The following is a 14,254-nucleotide window of genomic DNA, read 5'->3' as shown; positions in this document are numbered from 1 at the left end:
GAATGCCTGCCCGAGGCGAAATGTACGGATGAAGCGGATGTGGACCCCTTGCCCCGGCAGCATTACATTTCAGCCGACCTGCACCGAACTTGCCGTGGGATTGGCACCCCTTTATCCCGTTTGCAGCCCAATCCTCCGCAGAAACGCCGGTCGCGCCGGATCGTTACCTCAAGTTTTGCTCAATTCCAGTGACACCACGCCCGCCACCTTCCTAGCTTCCTCGTACACGCGTCCTCTACGCGTCCCCCACGCGTCTTGACGCGTCGTACACATCCGCGGTTCCTGCCGGAGATCCCGCAGCGCGTCGCGTCCCCAAGGAAAGAGTGCAGCATGAAGGTTCCCAAGGCCGGTGCTTTGGTCGCAGTGATCGGCCTCGCCCTGACCGCCTCCGGGTGCGGCGAAGGCGACAGCGGCCCCAAGGGGAACCTCTCCATCGGCATCAAGTTCGACCAGCCCGGCGTCGGGCTGCGCGAGCAGACCGGGGCCTTCTCCGGATTCGACGTGGACGTCTCGACGTACATCGCCAAGGAGCTCGGCTACAAGCCCGAGCAGATCGAGTTCAAGAAGGTCGACAGCTCCGACCGCGAGCTGCTGCTCCAGTACAACGAGGTCAAGTTCGTCGCGGCGAGCTACTCGATCAACGAGAAGCGCAAGGAGAAGGTCGACTTCGCCGGCCCCTACTTCCTCGCGCACCAGGACCTGCTGGTCCGCGCCGACGACACCTCGATCACCAAGGCCGAGGACCTCAACAACAAGAAGCTCTGCTCGGTCACCGGCTCCACCTCGGCGCAGAACGTCAAGGACAAGCTCGCCCCCAAGGCGAGCCTCCTGGAGCTCGACGGCTACTCGGAGTGCGTCATCGCGCTCCAGGACGGCCTGGTCGACGCCCTGACCACCGACAACTCCATCCTGGCCGGCTACGCGGCCCAGAAGGGCAACACCGGCAAGTTCAAGCTGGTCGGGCTGAGCCTGAGCAACGAGAACTACGGCATCGGCGTCAAGAAGGGCGACAAGGAACTCCAGGGCAAGATCAACGTCGCCCTGAAGAAGATGGTCCAGGACGGCTCCTGGGACGCAGCGGTGAAGAAGAACTTCGGCTCGGCCAACTACAGGAACGAGCCCGCCCCGGCGATCACGACGGGCAACTGACGATCGTCGACGCGGTGGCCGGGTCCGACCAGTCGGAGTCGAAGGCCGCGTTGACCACGTACAGTCGGCCGCCGTGGACCGCCGCCGTGGTCGGTTCGTCGAAGCGCGGATCGGTGATCTGCCGGACGAACCGCGCCCGCCGGCCGTCCGCGGCGAGCGTGAACACGTCGACGGCGTAACTCCAGTTCCGGACGACGTACAGCGTGCGGCCGTGGACGACGAGCCCGTCGCCGTTCGCCACCGATCCGCCGTCGAGTTCGACACCGGCGGCGGCGCCGGTGCGCGGGTCGACGCGGAACAGCGCCTGGGCGTTGTCGTTGACCACCAGCAGCGCCCGGCCGTCCGGGGTCCGCTCGATGCCGTTGGCGCCCCAGACCTGGCCGCCCGGCGGGGTCGGGACCCATGCGCCGGACAGCGGCACGGCGAGCGGGGCCCGGGCGGCGCCCGGGCCCACTCCCGAACCGGCGGGCAGGAAGTACAGGACGTCGTTGAACGAGTCGGTGAACCAGGCCCCGCCGCAGCCGACGACGACGTCGTTGACGAAGCCCGTCCCGGTGGCCGCCCGGTGGGTGGCCAGCACCCGGCCGTCACCGGCGTGCACGACGCGGATCCGGCCGCTCGCGCCGCCCGCGACGAGCAGCCGGCCGTCGCCTGCTAGCGCGAGTCCAACGGACATCTCTCCCGCTCCGAGCCCCGGGGTCAGGATCCGGCCGGCCCCGGTGGCGAGGTCCACGCGGTAGATCGCCCCGTCGAGCAGTGACCCCGTGTAGGCGAGGCCACCGGGCGAGACGGCGATGCCCTCGGGCTGGAATCCGGGCGGGGTGGGCAGGGTGTCCGGCCGGGACCCGGTGGGCCGGACCTGGGCGGCCCGGGCGACCGGTGCGAGCGGTCCCACGAGAGCGGCGCCGCCGATGGCTGCGGCGGCGCCGAGGAGACTGCGCCGGCCCACGGGTCGAGTCACGGTGGTGTCCTTTCAACTGCCGTGCGAGCAGTGGTGTTTGAACAGCATCGGTTGACACTGACACCTCAGCACACCGCAGCGTCCCCGGCTGCCTCGGACCCGGACACTTCACAAGGGAATGGGGAGCCTCCCCTTCACCGCCGCCACCGCGTACGTCAGGTCAGCGGCGCCTTGGCACTCAGCACCTTCAGGAACTCCCGCATCCAGGCGGAGTGGTCGGGCCAGGCCCGGGCGGAGACGAGGGTGCCGTCGACCACGGCCTCGGAGTCCTCGTACGTGGCCCCGGCGGCCTTCATGTCGAGTTCCAGCGCCGGGTACGCGGTCACCCGACGGCCGTCCAGCCCGCCGCTCGCGGCCGTGATCAGCGGTCCGTGGCAGATCTGGGCGACCGGCTTGTCGGCGCCGGTGAAGGCGGCCAGGATCCGCCGCACCTGGGGGTCGTTGCGCAGGTACTCCGGTGCCCGGCCGCCCGGGACGACCACGGCCGCGTACTCCTGCGGGTCCACGTCGGCGAACGCCACGTCGGCGGGCCAGGTGTAGCCGGGCTTCTCGGTGTAGGTGTCGAAGCCGTCCTCGAAGTCGTGCACAACGAACCGCAGCTTCTTGACCGTCGGCGCCGCGATGTGCACCTCGTACCCTTCCTCGCGCAGGCGCTGGTAGGGGTAGAGGACCTCCAGCGACTCCGCCGCGTCGCCGGTCACGATGAGGATCTTCACTGCCATGGGCTGCTCCCGGTGGGGTGTTCACGGTGCACACGGTGCGCATGGTGCGCACGGCCCCGACCGGGGCCCCCGCCACCGTGCCTGCAGCCGAGCGTCCTGCCAAGGGGACCTCACCCGTTCGGCCCAATGATCGGCAACGACAGAATCCGGCCTTCCGACACATGGATTTCACCTGTAGGGCACATGACAATGTGAGCCTCTGCTCTGCCACCTGACGCCCCGCCAACTGCCATGGCGGGGGCGGTGCCTGCGAAGAGGTATCCCCCACATCATGAGAATCTCCCCACGCACTCCCTGGATCGCGGGCCTCGCCGTCGCGACCCTGGCGCTCATTCCGGCCACCGCGTCGGCCGGCTCGCAGCGGACGGCGGCCCCCCACGCCGACGCGGCCGCCGCCACCGCCACCTCCGTGGACACGTACTACGCGGCCGCCGAGGGCAAGACCGGAGCCGCGCTCAAGACCGCCCTCCACAACATCATCAAGAACCAGTCCAAGGTGACCTACGACGGCGTGTGGAACGCGCTGAAGGTGACCGACCAGGACCCGGCGAACCCGAACAACGTCATCCTCGTCTACTCGGGCCGCTCCCAGTCCAAGTCGACCAACGGCGGCGGCGCCAACGACTGGAACCGCGAGCACGTCTGGGCCAAGAGCCACGGCGACTTCGGCACCGCCACCGGCCCGGGCACGGACCTGCACCACCTGCGCCCCGAGGACGTCACGGTCAACAGCACCCGCGGCAACAAAGACTTCGACATGGGCGGCAGCCCGGTCGCCGAAGCACCCGGCAGCTTCACCGACTCCGACTCCTTCGAGCCGCGCGACGCGGTCAAGGGCGATGTCGCGCGCATGCTGCTCTACATGGCCGTGCGCTACGACGGCGGCGACGGCTTCGCGGACCTTGAGATGAACGACAAGGTCAACAACGGCACCGCCCCGCTCTTCGGCCGCATCAGCCTGCTGAAGCAGTGGAACCAGCAGGACCCGCCGGACGCCTTCGAGCAGCGCCGCAACCAGGTCATATTCGACACCTTCCAGCACAACCGCAACCCGTTCATCGACCACCCGGAGTGGGTCAACTCCATCTGGTGACCCCGCGCCGGAGGCCGCCTCCCCCGCCGGGAGGCGGCCTCCGAGGGTTGGACCGCGCCAGGCCGGGTATGCGCAGGCCAAAGGTTGCGGTGCGCGCCGAACGGCGACGCCGGCCGAGGGAGGTCGTCATGGACGGAGCCGGACTCTCCGACCAGGAGCGGCGCGCCTTCTCCGCGATCGAGGCCGACCTCAAGGGCGACCCCTCCTTCGAGCGGAACCTGCGCTCCGCGCAGACCCGCGGGCGCCACCGTGCCGTGGCCGCCTGGCTCCTCGGTGCCGTCACGCTGGCCCTGCTCGTCGCAGCCGCGGTCACCGTGTCCCTCCCCCTGATCTGGGGCTTCGCCGCGGCCTGGACGCTGACCGTGGTCCTAGCTCTGCCGCTGGCGGGCCAGTGGATCCGCCGTCGCCTGCACGGCCGCGCCCCCGCCGACCGGCCGTAGCGGGCGCCCCCTGGGGCGGCAACGCCCCTGGTTCACTGTTCGCCGAGCACCATCCACTTGGCCGGGTGGGCCATGGGCGCGAACCCCGCCGTGGCGTAGACCGCATGGGCGTCGTTGGTCGCGAGCAGGACCCGTCGCAGGCCGTAGGGGGCCAAGTGGTCGCGGACCGCCGCGGCCAGGCCCGTACCCAGGCCCTTGCCGCGGGCACCGGGGTCGACGTAGACGTCGCACAACCAGGCGAAGGTGGACCGGTCGGTGACGACGCGGGCGTAGGCGAGCTGGGCGCCCGAAGCGGTGTCGTAGATGCCGAAGTTCAAGGAGTCCGCGATGGCCCGGTCCTGCTTCTCCCTGCTGCGGCCGAGGGCCCAGTAGGCGTCCTGCGACAGCCAGCGGTGGATCAGCTCGGCGTCGAGCCTGGCGGGGTCGGTGGACAGCTCGTAGCCGTCCGGCAGTTCACTGTTCGCACTGTTCATCCCGGCATCCAAGCAGGGCGGCCGGCGGTCGGACCAGTGAATATGGCCGGTCAGGCCGGGGGCTGGAGCCGATCGGCGAGGGCCTTGAACCCGGCCCAGGCGGGCTGCGGCGGGCGGGGGTCCCAGACCTTCTGGGCCAGTGCCGCCAGGGGGAGCCGGATCCCCTCGGCGACCTGCGCCGGGGTCTGGGCGTTGGCCAGGTCGCACCACACGGCGAGCCGTGCGCCGAGTATCTGCGCCGCGTACTGCGCGGGCACCGGGGTCGTACCGCGCAGGACGAGCGGGGTCCACTGCTCGTAGATCCGCTTGCCGGTGGGGTAGGTGAACTGGTTCGGCTGGCCGAGCACGTAGTAGAGGTACTCGTCGTTCAGGTTGACGAGCTTGCGGCCCTCCCGCAGGTACTCCAGCGGCGGCCGGGCCCCGTTCTCCTTGCCCGTCCAGTACTCGACCTGGATGTCCTTGGCCGCCTGGACCACGCCTCCGGTGAAGAAGCCGTCGTTCCACGCCTTGGGCACCCTGCCCGCCGGGCGCACCACGTCCGCGCGGTCGTTCAGCCAGCCCTCGGCCAGGTCCTGGATGCGCGCGGAGGGCCCGTACCGCTGTCGGGCCGCCTGGGCGAGCTGCGGGAAGGAGGACTGCGGATCACGGTAGACCAGCGCCTGGTACTCGTCGGCGCCGAGGTGCCAGAGGCTGCCGGGGAACAACGGCAGGTATTCGCGGAGCAGTTCGTCGATCAGCTTGGCCGCGGCCGGGTCGGATATGTCCACGGCGCCCTTCACGGCCCGGCCCTGCACGTCGCGCAGCTGGAGGCCCGGGTGGGCGCGCAGCACCGCGCCGAGGTGGCCGGGAGAGTCGAGTTCGGGGACGACCGAGATGTGCAGGCGGGCGGCGAGAGCGGTGATCCGCCGGACGTCGGCCTTGCTGAGGTGGGGCGTGGAGACGATCTCGGGGTGGGTGTCGGACTGGATCCGGAAGGCCTGGTCGTCGGAGAAGTGCAGGCCGAGCTGGTTGAGCTTGAGGTCGGCCATCTGCCGCAGTCGGTCCTCGATCCAGCCCGTGGTGAAGTTCTTGCGGGCTATGTCGAGGTTGAGGCCGCGCTGTGGTTTGGCCGGGGCGTCGTGCACGGTGCCCTCGGGGGCCGACCCGCCGGACTTCACCTCCTGTTTGAGGGTGCGGGTGCCGTAGAAGACGCCGGCCTGGTCGGGGCCGGTGACCCGGACGCGCCCGTCCTTGACGGTGAGGGTGTACGACTCGGGCGGTCCGGAGCCCTTGGCGCCGAGGGCCAGTTCCACGTCTCCGGGGCGCAGGTCGGCGGTCTCGGCGAAGCCCATGCGCAGTTCACCGGCGAGGAGTTTCCCCTCGTCGGCGAGGGCGGCCGCGTCCTTCGGCGGTACCACGATCCGCGCGTCGGCGGCAGGCTTCCAGCCGGGGCCGCGGGCCGGTACGTGCTCCCGTACGGCCGGGATGGTGCGCGGGGCGGTGGACAGCGCGTAGGAGGGGGTCGGCGAGGGCGCGGCGGCCGAGGGTGCCGACGCGGAGGCGGCGGAGCCCGTCGTGCCGGTGCCGTCGGGGCTGCGGGCCTCCTCGGAGGCGGCCGTGCAGCCGGGGACGGCGAGGGAGACCAGCGCGGCGGCGGCTGCCGTCGCGATGACGTGGCCCCTCTTGAGCCGGCTGGACCGGACCTGTCTCGACTTTCGCATCATGCACCCCTGTCCCCGGTACCAACGTGGCACGGGGGACCGGGGCGCGCGACCCGGAGGCCGGGACGGGGGCGGGGCGCGGGGGTGTCAGAGCAGCGCGTCGAGTGCGGCGGCGGCGAAGGCGTGGTCCTGGTCGGGGGCGCCGCCGCCCACGCCGACGGCGCCGATGAGCCGGCCGTCACGGTGGACGGGCAGCCCGCCCGCGATGAACAGGAGCGGCCGGTCCAGGGCGGTCGGCAGGGTGTGGAAGGGCCCGTCGGGCCGGACGGCGTCGACGAGGTCGGCGGTCGGCGCGTCGAGCTGGAGGGCGGTGAAGGCCTTGCGGGTGCTGGTTTCGCCGGAGATCAGCACGGCCCGGTCGTCGCGGCGGAAGGCGAGCAGGTGCCCGCCTGCGTCGAGGACGGTGATGCTCACCGTGGCCCCGGCCCGCTCGGCGGCGGTGCGGGCGGCGGAGACGAGGAGTTCGGCGTCCTCGGTGGTCAGCGGGGCGACGGCGGTGCGGGCGGGGGTGGCGGCGGTGGACATGCGGGGGTTCTCCTCAGTGGTGGTGGTGGTGGTGCGGGTGGTGCGTGTCGTACGGGGGGCGCGGATCAGTGGTGGACGGGTACGGACACCTCGGAGGGGGCTGCTGCGGCGACGACCCGCGCGCCGCCCGGGCGGGTGGCGGTACGCCGCTCCAGCGCGCCCGAGACGAGGGCGAGGAGCAGGGCGGAGGCGGCGAGCGCGGCGCCGACCCAGTTCGGGGCGGTCCAGCCGAGCCCGGCGGCGATGACGAGCCCGCCGAGCCAGGCGGCGAGCGCGTTGCCGAGGTTGAAGGCGCCGATGTTGACGGCGGAGGCCAGGGTGGGGGCGCCGGCGGCCTGGTCGAGGACCCGCTTCTGCAGCGGCGGCACGGTCGCGAAGCCCAGCGCCCCGATCAGCACGACCGTGGCGGCGGCGCCGACCTTCGTGTGGGCGGTGAGGGTGAAGACGGCCAGGACGACGGCCAGGGCGCCCAGGGACGCGTAGAGCATCGGCATCAGCGCGCGGTCGGCGAACCGTCCGCCGATGAGGTTGCCGGCGACCATGCCCAGGCCGAACAGGACGAGGAGCCAGGTGACGGAGGTGTCGGCGAAGCCGGCGACGTTGGTCATCATCGGCGTGATGTAGGTGATCGCGGCGAAGACGCCGCCGAAGCCGAGGACGGTCATCGCCATCGCGAGCAGTACCTGGACGTTGCGGAAGGCGGCCAGCTCGTGGCGGATCCGGACGCCCTCGGGCCGGGGAAGTTCGGGAACCAGCCGGGCGATGCCGAGCAGGCCGAGGACGCCGAGGACGGCGACGACCAGGAAGGTCACCCGCCAGCCGAGGGTCTGGCCGACGAGGGTGCCCAGGGGAACGCCGACGACATTGGCCACGGTCAGGCCGGTGAACATCATGGCGATCGCGCCGGCCTTCTTCTCCGGCGCGACGAGACCGGCGGCGACCACCGAGCCGATGCCGAAGAAGGCGCCGTGGGCGAGGGAGGCGACGACACGGCCGGCGAGCATGACGCCGAAGGCGGGGGCGAGCGCGGAGAGCACGTTGCCCGCGATGAACAGGCCCATGAGCAACATCAGCATGCGCTTGCGGGGGATGCGGGTGCCGAGGACGGTCATGAGCGGCGCCCCGAGGACGACGCCGAGGGCGTACCCGGTGACCAGGAAGCCGGCGGTGGGGATCGAGACGCCGTAGTCGGCGGCGACCTCGGGGAGCAGACCCATGATCACGAATTCGGTGGTGCCGATCCCGAAGGCCCCGATGGCCAGGGCGAGGAGTGCGAGAGGCATGAGGGGGGTGCCCTTCAAGGGGGAGGTGGTGGTGCTGCCGCGGCACTTGCCGGCGCCGCTTACATGCGTTCACATTAATTGCAGACGCGGGATAATTGCAAGCGCGGGCTATTGCGGCAGTGACCTATCCTGGAAGGGCGCCCGTGGTGACACGGGCACGGGCAACGGTTCGAAGGAGCAGCCATGACGGCCACCGACAGCGCACTGACCGGCCTCGCCCAGGGCTGGTGCGCCCTCTCCCTGCTGCACGGGCGGATCGAGGCCCACATCGAGCGTGCCCTGCAGGCCGGACACGCGCTGAGCGTGCGCGAGTACTCGCTGCTGGACGTCCTGAGCCGCCAGCACAGCGGCCCGGGTGGCCACTTGCGGATGCACCAGGTGGCCGACTCGGTGGTGCTCAGTCAGAGCGCGACCACCCGGCTGGTCAGCCGCCTGGAGGACCGCGGGCTGCTGAACCGCTACATCTGCGACACGGACCGGCGGGGCATCTACACCGACGTGAGCGAGGCCGGCCTGGCCCTGCTGGCCGCCGCCCGGCCGACCAACGACACCGCGCTGCGCGAGGCGCTCGACGAGGCCGCGGGCAACCCCGAACTCGCCCCGCTGGTCGCGGCCGTGGAGAACACGGCTCGCTGAAGACCGTCCCGCAATCCCCGGGGGATCAGCGCGCGCCGGGGATCACGGGGCGGCCCTCAGGTCCTGGAGGGAGCCGTGCTCGGGATCGGGGAGCGCGACGGGGTCGAGGGGCTGGCGGAGGGGGTCTGCGACCTCGACGGCGGCGCCGAGCGCGGACCGGAGGGGGTAGGCGTCGGAGCGGGCGTCTGGGCCGATCGGGTCCCGGGAGCCCTGGACGGCAGCGGTGACGGCGCCACCGACGGGACCGGCGTACCCGTACCCGTACCCGTGCCCGAGCGCGGCGTCGGCCCGGGACCGGAGATCTCGGGCGGCGAGGCCGGCGGCACCGGCCGGGCCGGGGACGGGTCCGGGCCCAGTACGAGGTAGCCGGCCACGGCGGCGGCAGCAGCGGCCAGTCCCGCCAGCGGCAGCGCGAACCGGCGCAGGTTCCACCGCAGCCGCACGGCGGGCAGCCGCCGGGCATGCGGACCCGGCGGGTCCGCGGGGCGCAGCCCGCGGACGGTGATCTCCGCCGCGCGGGCGTCGAGGGCCTGGCGCAGCCTGCGTTCGACGAGGCGTTCGGCGGGGTGTTCGCCGTGCGTCATATCCGTCCCTCCAGAATCCGTTCCAGCGCGTCCAGGGCGCGGCTCGCGTTCGACTTCACCGCGCCCCGGCTGATCCCGAGGGTGGTCGCTATCTCCGCCTCGCTGAGTTCGGCCCAGTAGCGCAGTACGAGTACCTGCCGGCGGCGCGGGGTCAGCCGGCCGAGCGCGGCGAGGACCTCGCGGTGTGCCTCGTCGAGGACGACGTGGTCCTCCGCGGACGGGATGTCGGCCGCTGCGGGCGGGGTGTACGCCCGGGCCGTGCGCCTGCGGCGCAGCACCGACCGGGAGGTGTTGACGACGGCGGTGCGCAGGTAGCCCAGCGCGTTGTCCACCTCGCTGATGTGCTCCCCGTGGCGGCGGTACAGGGCCGTGAAGGCGTCCTGGACCACGTCCTCGGCGGTGGCCAGGTCGTCGACGAGCAGCACCGCAAGCCGGACCATGCGCAGCCGGTGCGCGTGATAGAGCTCGGTGACGGTGGGCTGCGGCGCATCACCGCGCGCCTCGGCCCCGTACGCGGCCCCGTACCCGTACCCGTATCCGTGGGCGGGGCCGTACGGCTGCGCGGGGGTCTGCGGGGTGGCGCGCTCGCGGCGCAGGACGGACGCCCACAAGCCCCGCCACGCCCGGCCGAGGCCGAGCGTGACGGGGCGTGCGGATGGTGCGGGCGGGGCGAGGTGGAGCACGGGATTCCTTAGCCGTTGGCGCGGCGACGCACGGCGTACAGGGTGCCGGCCCCGGCGGCGATCAGTCCGGCGGCCCCGGCCCCGATGGCGGCGGTGGTGGCGGAGGAGCCGGTGTGGGCGAGCTCGTCGCCGGCCGGCGACGGGGTCGCCGTGGGTGCCGCGCTGGGCTGCGCGCTCGGCCGGCCGCTGGGCTGGACGCTCGGCTCGCCCGTCGGCGGAACGCTGCGCGAGGGGGTGGGGCTCGCGCTCGGCTGCACGGTCGGCGGAACGCTGCGCGAGGGGGTGGGGCTCGCGCTCGGCTGCACGGTCGGCGGAACGCTGCGCGAGGGGGTGGCCGAGGGCCCCGACGCGGCGAAGGCGGGCCCGGCGAGCGCGACGACCGCCCCGGCGGCGGCAGCGGTGACGGCCGCCCGGCGGAGGGTCAGGGGGACGCGCTTCAGGTTCATCACAGTGGTTCTCCACGGTCGGGTCACGGTCGGCGAGGACGCGGAATGACGCCCTTCACCCCCGCACGACGCGCGACCCCGCGGGAGGTTGCCGCCGATTGCGAAAAACTTTTCGGCGAAGGATCCGTCAGGCCGTGGGCAGCGGGATCCTGCGGACCACCTCGAAGCTCAGGTTCCCGTAGGTGGTGAAGAAGGGGGCGGCCGCGATCTCCGTGGCGCCGCCCGGGTCACGGGCGAGGACCTTGGCCCGGCGTGCCGTGCGGTCCAGCTCCGGTGCGTGCCGGCGGCCCAGCCGGACCGTGCGGGTGACCCCGTCCGCGCGCACGTTCAGGAAGCAGTCCCAGGTCCCCGGCGGGATCGGCGCGCCGTCCGCCACCGTGGCCAGGTCGAGCTCGGCCAGGAAGCCGGCCATGATCAGCTTCGGGTCCAGCTCCGTGAGCTCCGGCGCCGGGAGCGGCTTGACCGGCACCAGGTGTTCGTCGCCCGTCTCCCGCGCCCGCAACAGGAGCTCGCTCCCCGTGCCGCCGGTCCCCAGTGACTGGATGTACGCGTGGCCGGTCAGCCGTACGCGGCCGGCCTTCCAGGTCAGCGAAGAGAGCCGGTGATGCGTCTTGAGCAGGTCGGTCACGTCGAAGAGCACGTCCGGCAGTCCCGCCGCCGGGTCCCGGAACAGCGGGTAGCAGCGGTACACGCGGCCGTCGTCGACGATCTCCTGCGGGGCCGGCCCGTCCGCCGGCTCGTACTCCATCAGCTGCTCGAAGGCGGCCAGCGGGCCGCAGGCGAACGCGTACAGCCGGATCCAGTCGATCCGCGGTAGTTCGCCGCCCATGTCCGGCCGCCAGTACGTCTGCACCAGCGCCCGGGCCCGGTCGTAGACCTCGGCGGTGAAGCCTGGGTCGTCGTGGCAGGCCTCGACGGCCGGCCGCAGCGCGGTGCGCAGCAGGCTGCGGAAGTGCCGGCCGAGCATCCGACGGCGCCCCACCGGGTCCTGCACCCGTTCGGCGACCAGCGCCATAACTCGCTCGATGTGGGCGACCGTCTCGGCCGCGGTCCGGGAGCGGGCGGTGATGTTCTGCCCGTCGTCGCGGCGGCGCAGGAAGTAGCAGTCGTAGTCGCCGACGACCGATATCTTCCCGGCGGCCAGGAACATCCCCGTCACGAAAACCTGGTCCTCGCCGTACCAGAGGTCCTCCGGGTAGCGCAGCTGCGCGTCCTCGACGACCTGGCGGCGCATCAGCTTGGCCGAGTGCAGCGAGCGGTAGACCTCCGAGGTGTAGAGGTCGGCCTCTTCGGCGTGCCGGTGGGCCTTCTCCGAAACCGTCCGGCCGAGCCCGACCTGCTTGGCGAGCACGAGGTCGCTGTCCTGGGTCTCGGCCATGTCCAGCAGCCGCTCCAGCGCCTGCGGGCCGAGGTAGTCGTCGGCGTCGAGGAAGAAGACGTACCGGCCGCGGGCCAGGTCGAGGGCCCGGTTGCGCGGGCCGCCGGGGCCGCCGGAGTTCGGCTGGTGCAGTACTCGCACCTGCGGGTGCCGGGCTGCGTACGCGTCCAGCTCGGCGCCGCTGCCGTCCGTGGAACCGTCGTCGACCGCGATGATCTCCAGCCGCTCGGCCCCCAGGGACTGCCCGAGCGCCGAATCGAGGCATTCGGTCAGGTAGGGCATCGCGTTGTAGACGGCGATGATCACGGTGATGTCGGGGGCAGACGCGTGGTGCATGCAGCAGAGCATAAAGTTCCGCTCCGGCGGCTCCGGAGGGGGTGTGGGTCGGCTCGGGTCAGGCGGCTCGGGTCAGGCGGCTCAGGGCCCGGCCGAGGAGGGCGACCCCTTCCTCCAGCTCGCCCGGCGGGCCCGCCGCATAGCCGAGGACCAGCCCCGGGGGGCCCGGCCGCATGCGGTGCCAGGACAGCGGGTGCGCCTTGACCCCGAGGGACAGGCCCGCGGCGGCGAGCGCGGTGTCTTCGAAGGCCGCACCGTCGAAGGTGACCATCAAGTGCAGGCCGGCCGCCGCTCCGTGGACCCGGGCGCCCGGCAGGTGCGCGGCGATCGCCCGGAGCACGGCGTCCCGCCTGCGGCGGTGGCGGCGCCGGACGAAACGCAGGTGGCGTTCCAGCTCGCCCGAGTCCATCAGCCGGGCCAGCACGAGCTGTGCGAGGAGCGGATTGCCGAGGTCGGCGTAGCGCTTCGCGGCGACCACGGCGTCGCGCAGGCGCGGCGGCACCAGCAGCCAGCCGAGGCGCAGCGCGGGGGCGAGCAGTTTGGAGACGCTCCCGGCGTAGCAGACGCCGTCGGGCAGCAGGGCGCGCAGCGCGGGGACCGGTGCGCGGTCGTAGCGGTGCTCGGCGTCGTAGTCGTCCTCGACGACGAGCCCTCCGGCTGCCGCCCAGGCGAGCAGGTCCCGGCGGCGCTCGCCGTCGAGTACGACCCCGGTGGGGAACTGGTGCGCCGGGGTCAGCAGCACGGCCCGGGCTCCGCTCGCCCGCAGTGCGGCGACGTCGAGCCCGCCTCCGTCCACCGGGACCGCAACGGTCTCCAGCCGGCCGTACTCCAGCTGCTGCCGGGCCCCGAGTGAGCCGGGGTCCTCTACGGCGACCCTCCCGACGCCTCCCTCGCGCAGGACGTGCGACAGCAGGCCCAGCGCCTGGGCGACGCCCGCGACGATGACGACCTCGTCGGGGTCGGCGCGGATCCCGCGGTTGCGGGCCAGCCAGCCGGTGACCGCCGTCCGCAGGGCGGGCGCGCCCTGCGGGTTGCCGTAGCCGAAGTCACCCGGGGTGAGATCGGCGAGCACCCTCCTCTCGGCCTGGAGCCAGGCCGTACGCGGAAACGCGGTGAGGTCCGGTACCCCCGGTGAGAGGTCGATCCGCGCGGGGACCGCCCGCAGCTCGTCGACGACGGACCCGAGCCCGGCCACACCGCCGGAACGGACCGGGTCGGCCGGGGCGAGGGGTGCGCTCTGGCGGGCCGGCTCCTCCGGGCCGCCGGATCCGGCCGGGCACCCGGGTTCGGCGGAGCGAACCCGGTCGAGGATGGCGAGGGGTTCGCCCTGACCGCCCTGCCGGCCCTGATCGCCCTGATCGCCCTGATCGGCCGGACCAGCGGGGCCCGGCGGTCCCGCCGGGCGCACCGGTCCCGCGGGTCCGGCGGCGGCGAACGGTCCGCCAGAAGGGATCGGGGCGCCGGGCTCGGGCGGGGCGGACGGTGGCGCAGAACGGGCCGGGGCGAGCGGGACGGGTGGGATCGGTGCGGCGACGACGGTCGTTCCCGCGCGGCCGCGGCCCACCACCTGGCCCGCGTCCGCCAGGCGCTGGTAGGCCTCGGTGACCAGTCCGCGGGAGACCCCGAGTTCCGCCGCGAGGACCCGGCCGGCCGGGAGCCTGCTGCCCACCGGCAGCGTTCCGTCGGCGATCGCGGCGCGGATGCGGTCCGTCAACCACTCGGTGCGGCGGCCCGGCGGCGCCTGCGCCGGGTCCAGCTGGAGGAAATCCGAGCCTCCCGCTCTGGCTTTGGACCCCTTTGATCGATGCACTTCGGCACTGTCCATGGGTCCAATGCTGGCAGAGC

General features: G+C 72.8%; 15 protein-coding genes. 4 read left to right on the top strand and 11 right to left on the bottom strand.

What is annotated here, in order from left to right:
* Positions 1-330 precede the first annotated feature (330 nt).
* Complete coding sequence (locus OHA65_RS34220) at positions 331-1,149, top strand: glutamate ABC transporter substrate-binding protein (protein WP_328764594.1); 819 nt, start codon at positions 331-333, stop codon at positions 1,147-1,149.
* Here OHA65_RS34220 and OHA65_RS34215 read toward each other — a convergent pair.
* Both OHA65_RS34215 and OHA65_RS34210 read right to left on the bottom strand, forming a co-directional pair.
* Complete coding sequence (locus OHA65_RS34215) at positions 1,133-2,110, bottom strand: superoxide dismutase (RefSeq protein WP_327280004.1); 978 nt, start codon at positions 2,108-2,110, stop codon at positions 1,133-1,135. The two genes, OHA65_RS34220 and OHA65_RS34215, sit on opposite strands and share 17 nt — an antisense overlap.
* A 155-nt stretch (positions 2,111-2,265) precedes the next feature.
* Positions 2,266-2,832 carry a DJ-1/PfpI family protein gene (locus OHA65_RS34210; protein WP_327280003.1) on the bottom strand — a complete coding sequence of 189 codons (567 nt, stop codon included), beginning with the start codon at positions 2,830-2,832 and terminating at the stop codon, positions 2,266-2,268.
* 271 nt (positions 2,833-3,103) lie between these two features.
* Between OHA65_RS34210 and OHA65_RS34205 the strand changes: the two genes are divergently transcribed.
* Both OHA65_RS34205 and OHA65_RS34200 read left to right on the top strand, forming a co-directional pair.
* Positions 3,104-3,925, top strand: a complete 822-nt coding sequence (locus tag OHA65_RS34205) for an endonuclease (RefSeq protein WP_327280002.1) — start codon at positions 3,104-3,106, stop codon at positions 3,923-3,925.
* 128 nt (positions 3,926-4,053) lie between these two features.
* Positions 4,054-4,365, top strand: a complete 312-nt coding sequence (locus OHA65_RS34200; RefSeq protein ID WP_327280001.1) for a DUF3040 domain-containing protein — start codon at positions 4,054-4,056, stop codon at positions 4,363-4,365.
* 32 nt (positions 4,366-4,397) lie between these two features.
* On the opposite strand, the gene OHA65_RS34195 is transcribed toward OHA65_RS34200, so the two are convergent.
* The 4 genes from OHA65_RS34195 to OHA65_RS34180 all read right to left on the bottom strand — a co-directional run bounded on the left by OHA65_RS34195 (position 4,398) and on the right by OHA65_RS34180 (position 8,346).
* A complete protein-coding gene (locus OHA65_RS34195; protein ID WP_327280000.1) occupies positions 4,398-4,838 on the bottom strand; it encodes a GNAT family N-acetyltransferase in 441 nt (146 codons plus the stop codon).
* 50 nt (positions 4,839-4,888) lie between these two features.
* Positions 4,889-6,541 (bottom strand): beta-N-acetylhexosaminidase, encoded by a 1,653-nt coding sequence (locus OHA65_RS34190; protein WP_405758274.1) that lies wholly within the window; start codon positions 6,539-6,541, stop codon positions 4,889-4,891.
* An 84-nt stretch (positions 6,542-6,625) separates the two neighbouring features.
* On the bottom strand, positions 6,626-7,063 hold the full coding sequence (locus tag OHA65_RS34185; RefSeq protein ID WP_327279998.1) for a heme-binding protein: 438 nt from the start codon (positions 7,061-7,063) through the stop codon (positions 6,626-6,628).
* A gap of 65 nt (positions 7,064-7,128) precedes the next feature.
* Positions 7,129-8,346 (bottom strand): MFS transporter, encoded by a 1,218-nt coding sequence (locus OHA65_RS34180; RefSeq protein WP_327279997.1) that lies wholly within the window; start codon positions 8,344-8,346, stop codon positions 7,129-7,131.
* A 183-nt stretch (positions 8,347-8,529) separates the two neighbouring features.
* Between OHA65_RS34180 and OHA65_RS34175 the strand changes: the two genes are divergently transcribed.
* The gene (locus tag OHA65_RS34175) at positions 8,530-8,982 is read left to right on the top strand and encodes a MarR family transcriptional regulator (protein ID WP_327279996.1); all 453 of its coding nucleotides are present in this window, start codon (positions 8,530-8,532) and stop codon (positions 8,980-8,982) included.
* 56 nt (positions 8,983-9,038) lie between these two features.
* On the opposite strand, the gene OHA65_RS34170 is transcribed toward OHA65_RS34175, so the two are convergent.
* The 5 genes from OHA65_RS34170 to OHA65_RS34150 form a co-directional block, all read right to left on the bottom strand.
* The gene (locus OHA65_RS34170) at positions 9,039-9,566 is read right to left on the bottom strand and encodes a hypothetical protein (protein WP_327279995.1); all 528 of its coding nucleotides are present in this window, start codon (positions 9,564-9,566) and stop codon (positions 9,039-9,041) included.
* Positions 9,563-10,249 (bottom strand): RNA polymerase sigma factor, encoded by a 687-nt coding sequence (locus OHA65_RS34165; protein ID WP_405763163.1) that lies wholly within the window; start codon positions 10,247-10,249, stop codon positions 9,563-9,565. Before OHA65_RS34165 ends, OHA65_RS34170 begins: the two co-directional genes overlap by 4 nt.
* Positions 10,250-10,257: 8 nt before the next feature.
* Positions 10,258-10,695, bottom strand: coding sequence for an LAETG motif-containing sortase-dependent surface protein (locus OHA65_RS34160; RefSeq protein ID WP_327279993.1), 438 nt, complete (start codon positions 10,693-10,695; stop codon positions 10,258-10,260).
* 127 nt (positions 10,696-10,822) lie between these two features.
* Positions 10,823-12,409: a glycosyltransferase gene (locus OHA65_RS34155; RefSeq protein WP_327279992.1), complete on the bottom strand. Its 1,587-nt coding sequence runs from the start codon at positions 12,407-12,409 to the stop codon at positions 10,823-10,825.
* A 58-nt stretch (positions 12,410-12,467) separates the two neighbouring features.
* Positions 12,468-14,234 (bottom strand): PLP-dependent aminotransferase family protein, encoded by a 1,767-nt coding sequence (locus OHA65_RS34150; RefSeq protein WP_327279991.1) that lies wholly within the window; start codon positions 14,232-14,234, stop codon positions 12,468-12,470.
* Between the last annotated feature and the right edge of the window lie 20 nt (positions 14,235-14,254).

The sequence above is a fragment of the Streptomyces sp. NBC_00045 genome (assembly GCF_045041095.1).
In the GTDB taxonomy this organism is placed as follows: domain Bacteria; phylum Actinomycetota; class Actinomycetes; order Streptomycetales; family Streptomycetaceae; genus Streptomyces.
Note: the sequence above shows the minus strand (reverse complement) of the source record. Positions and strands in the feature narration are given on the sequence as shown.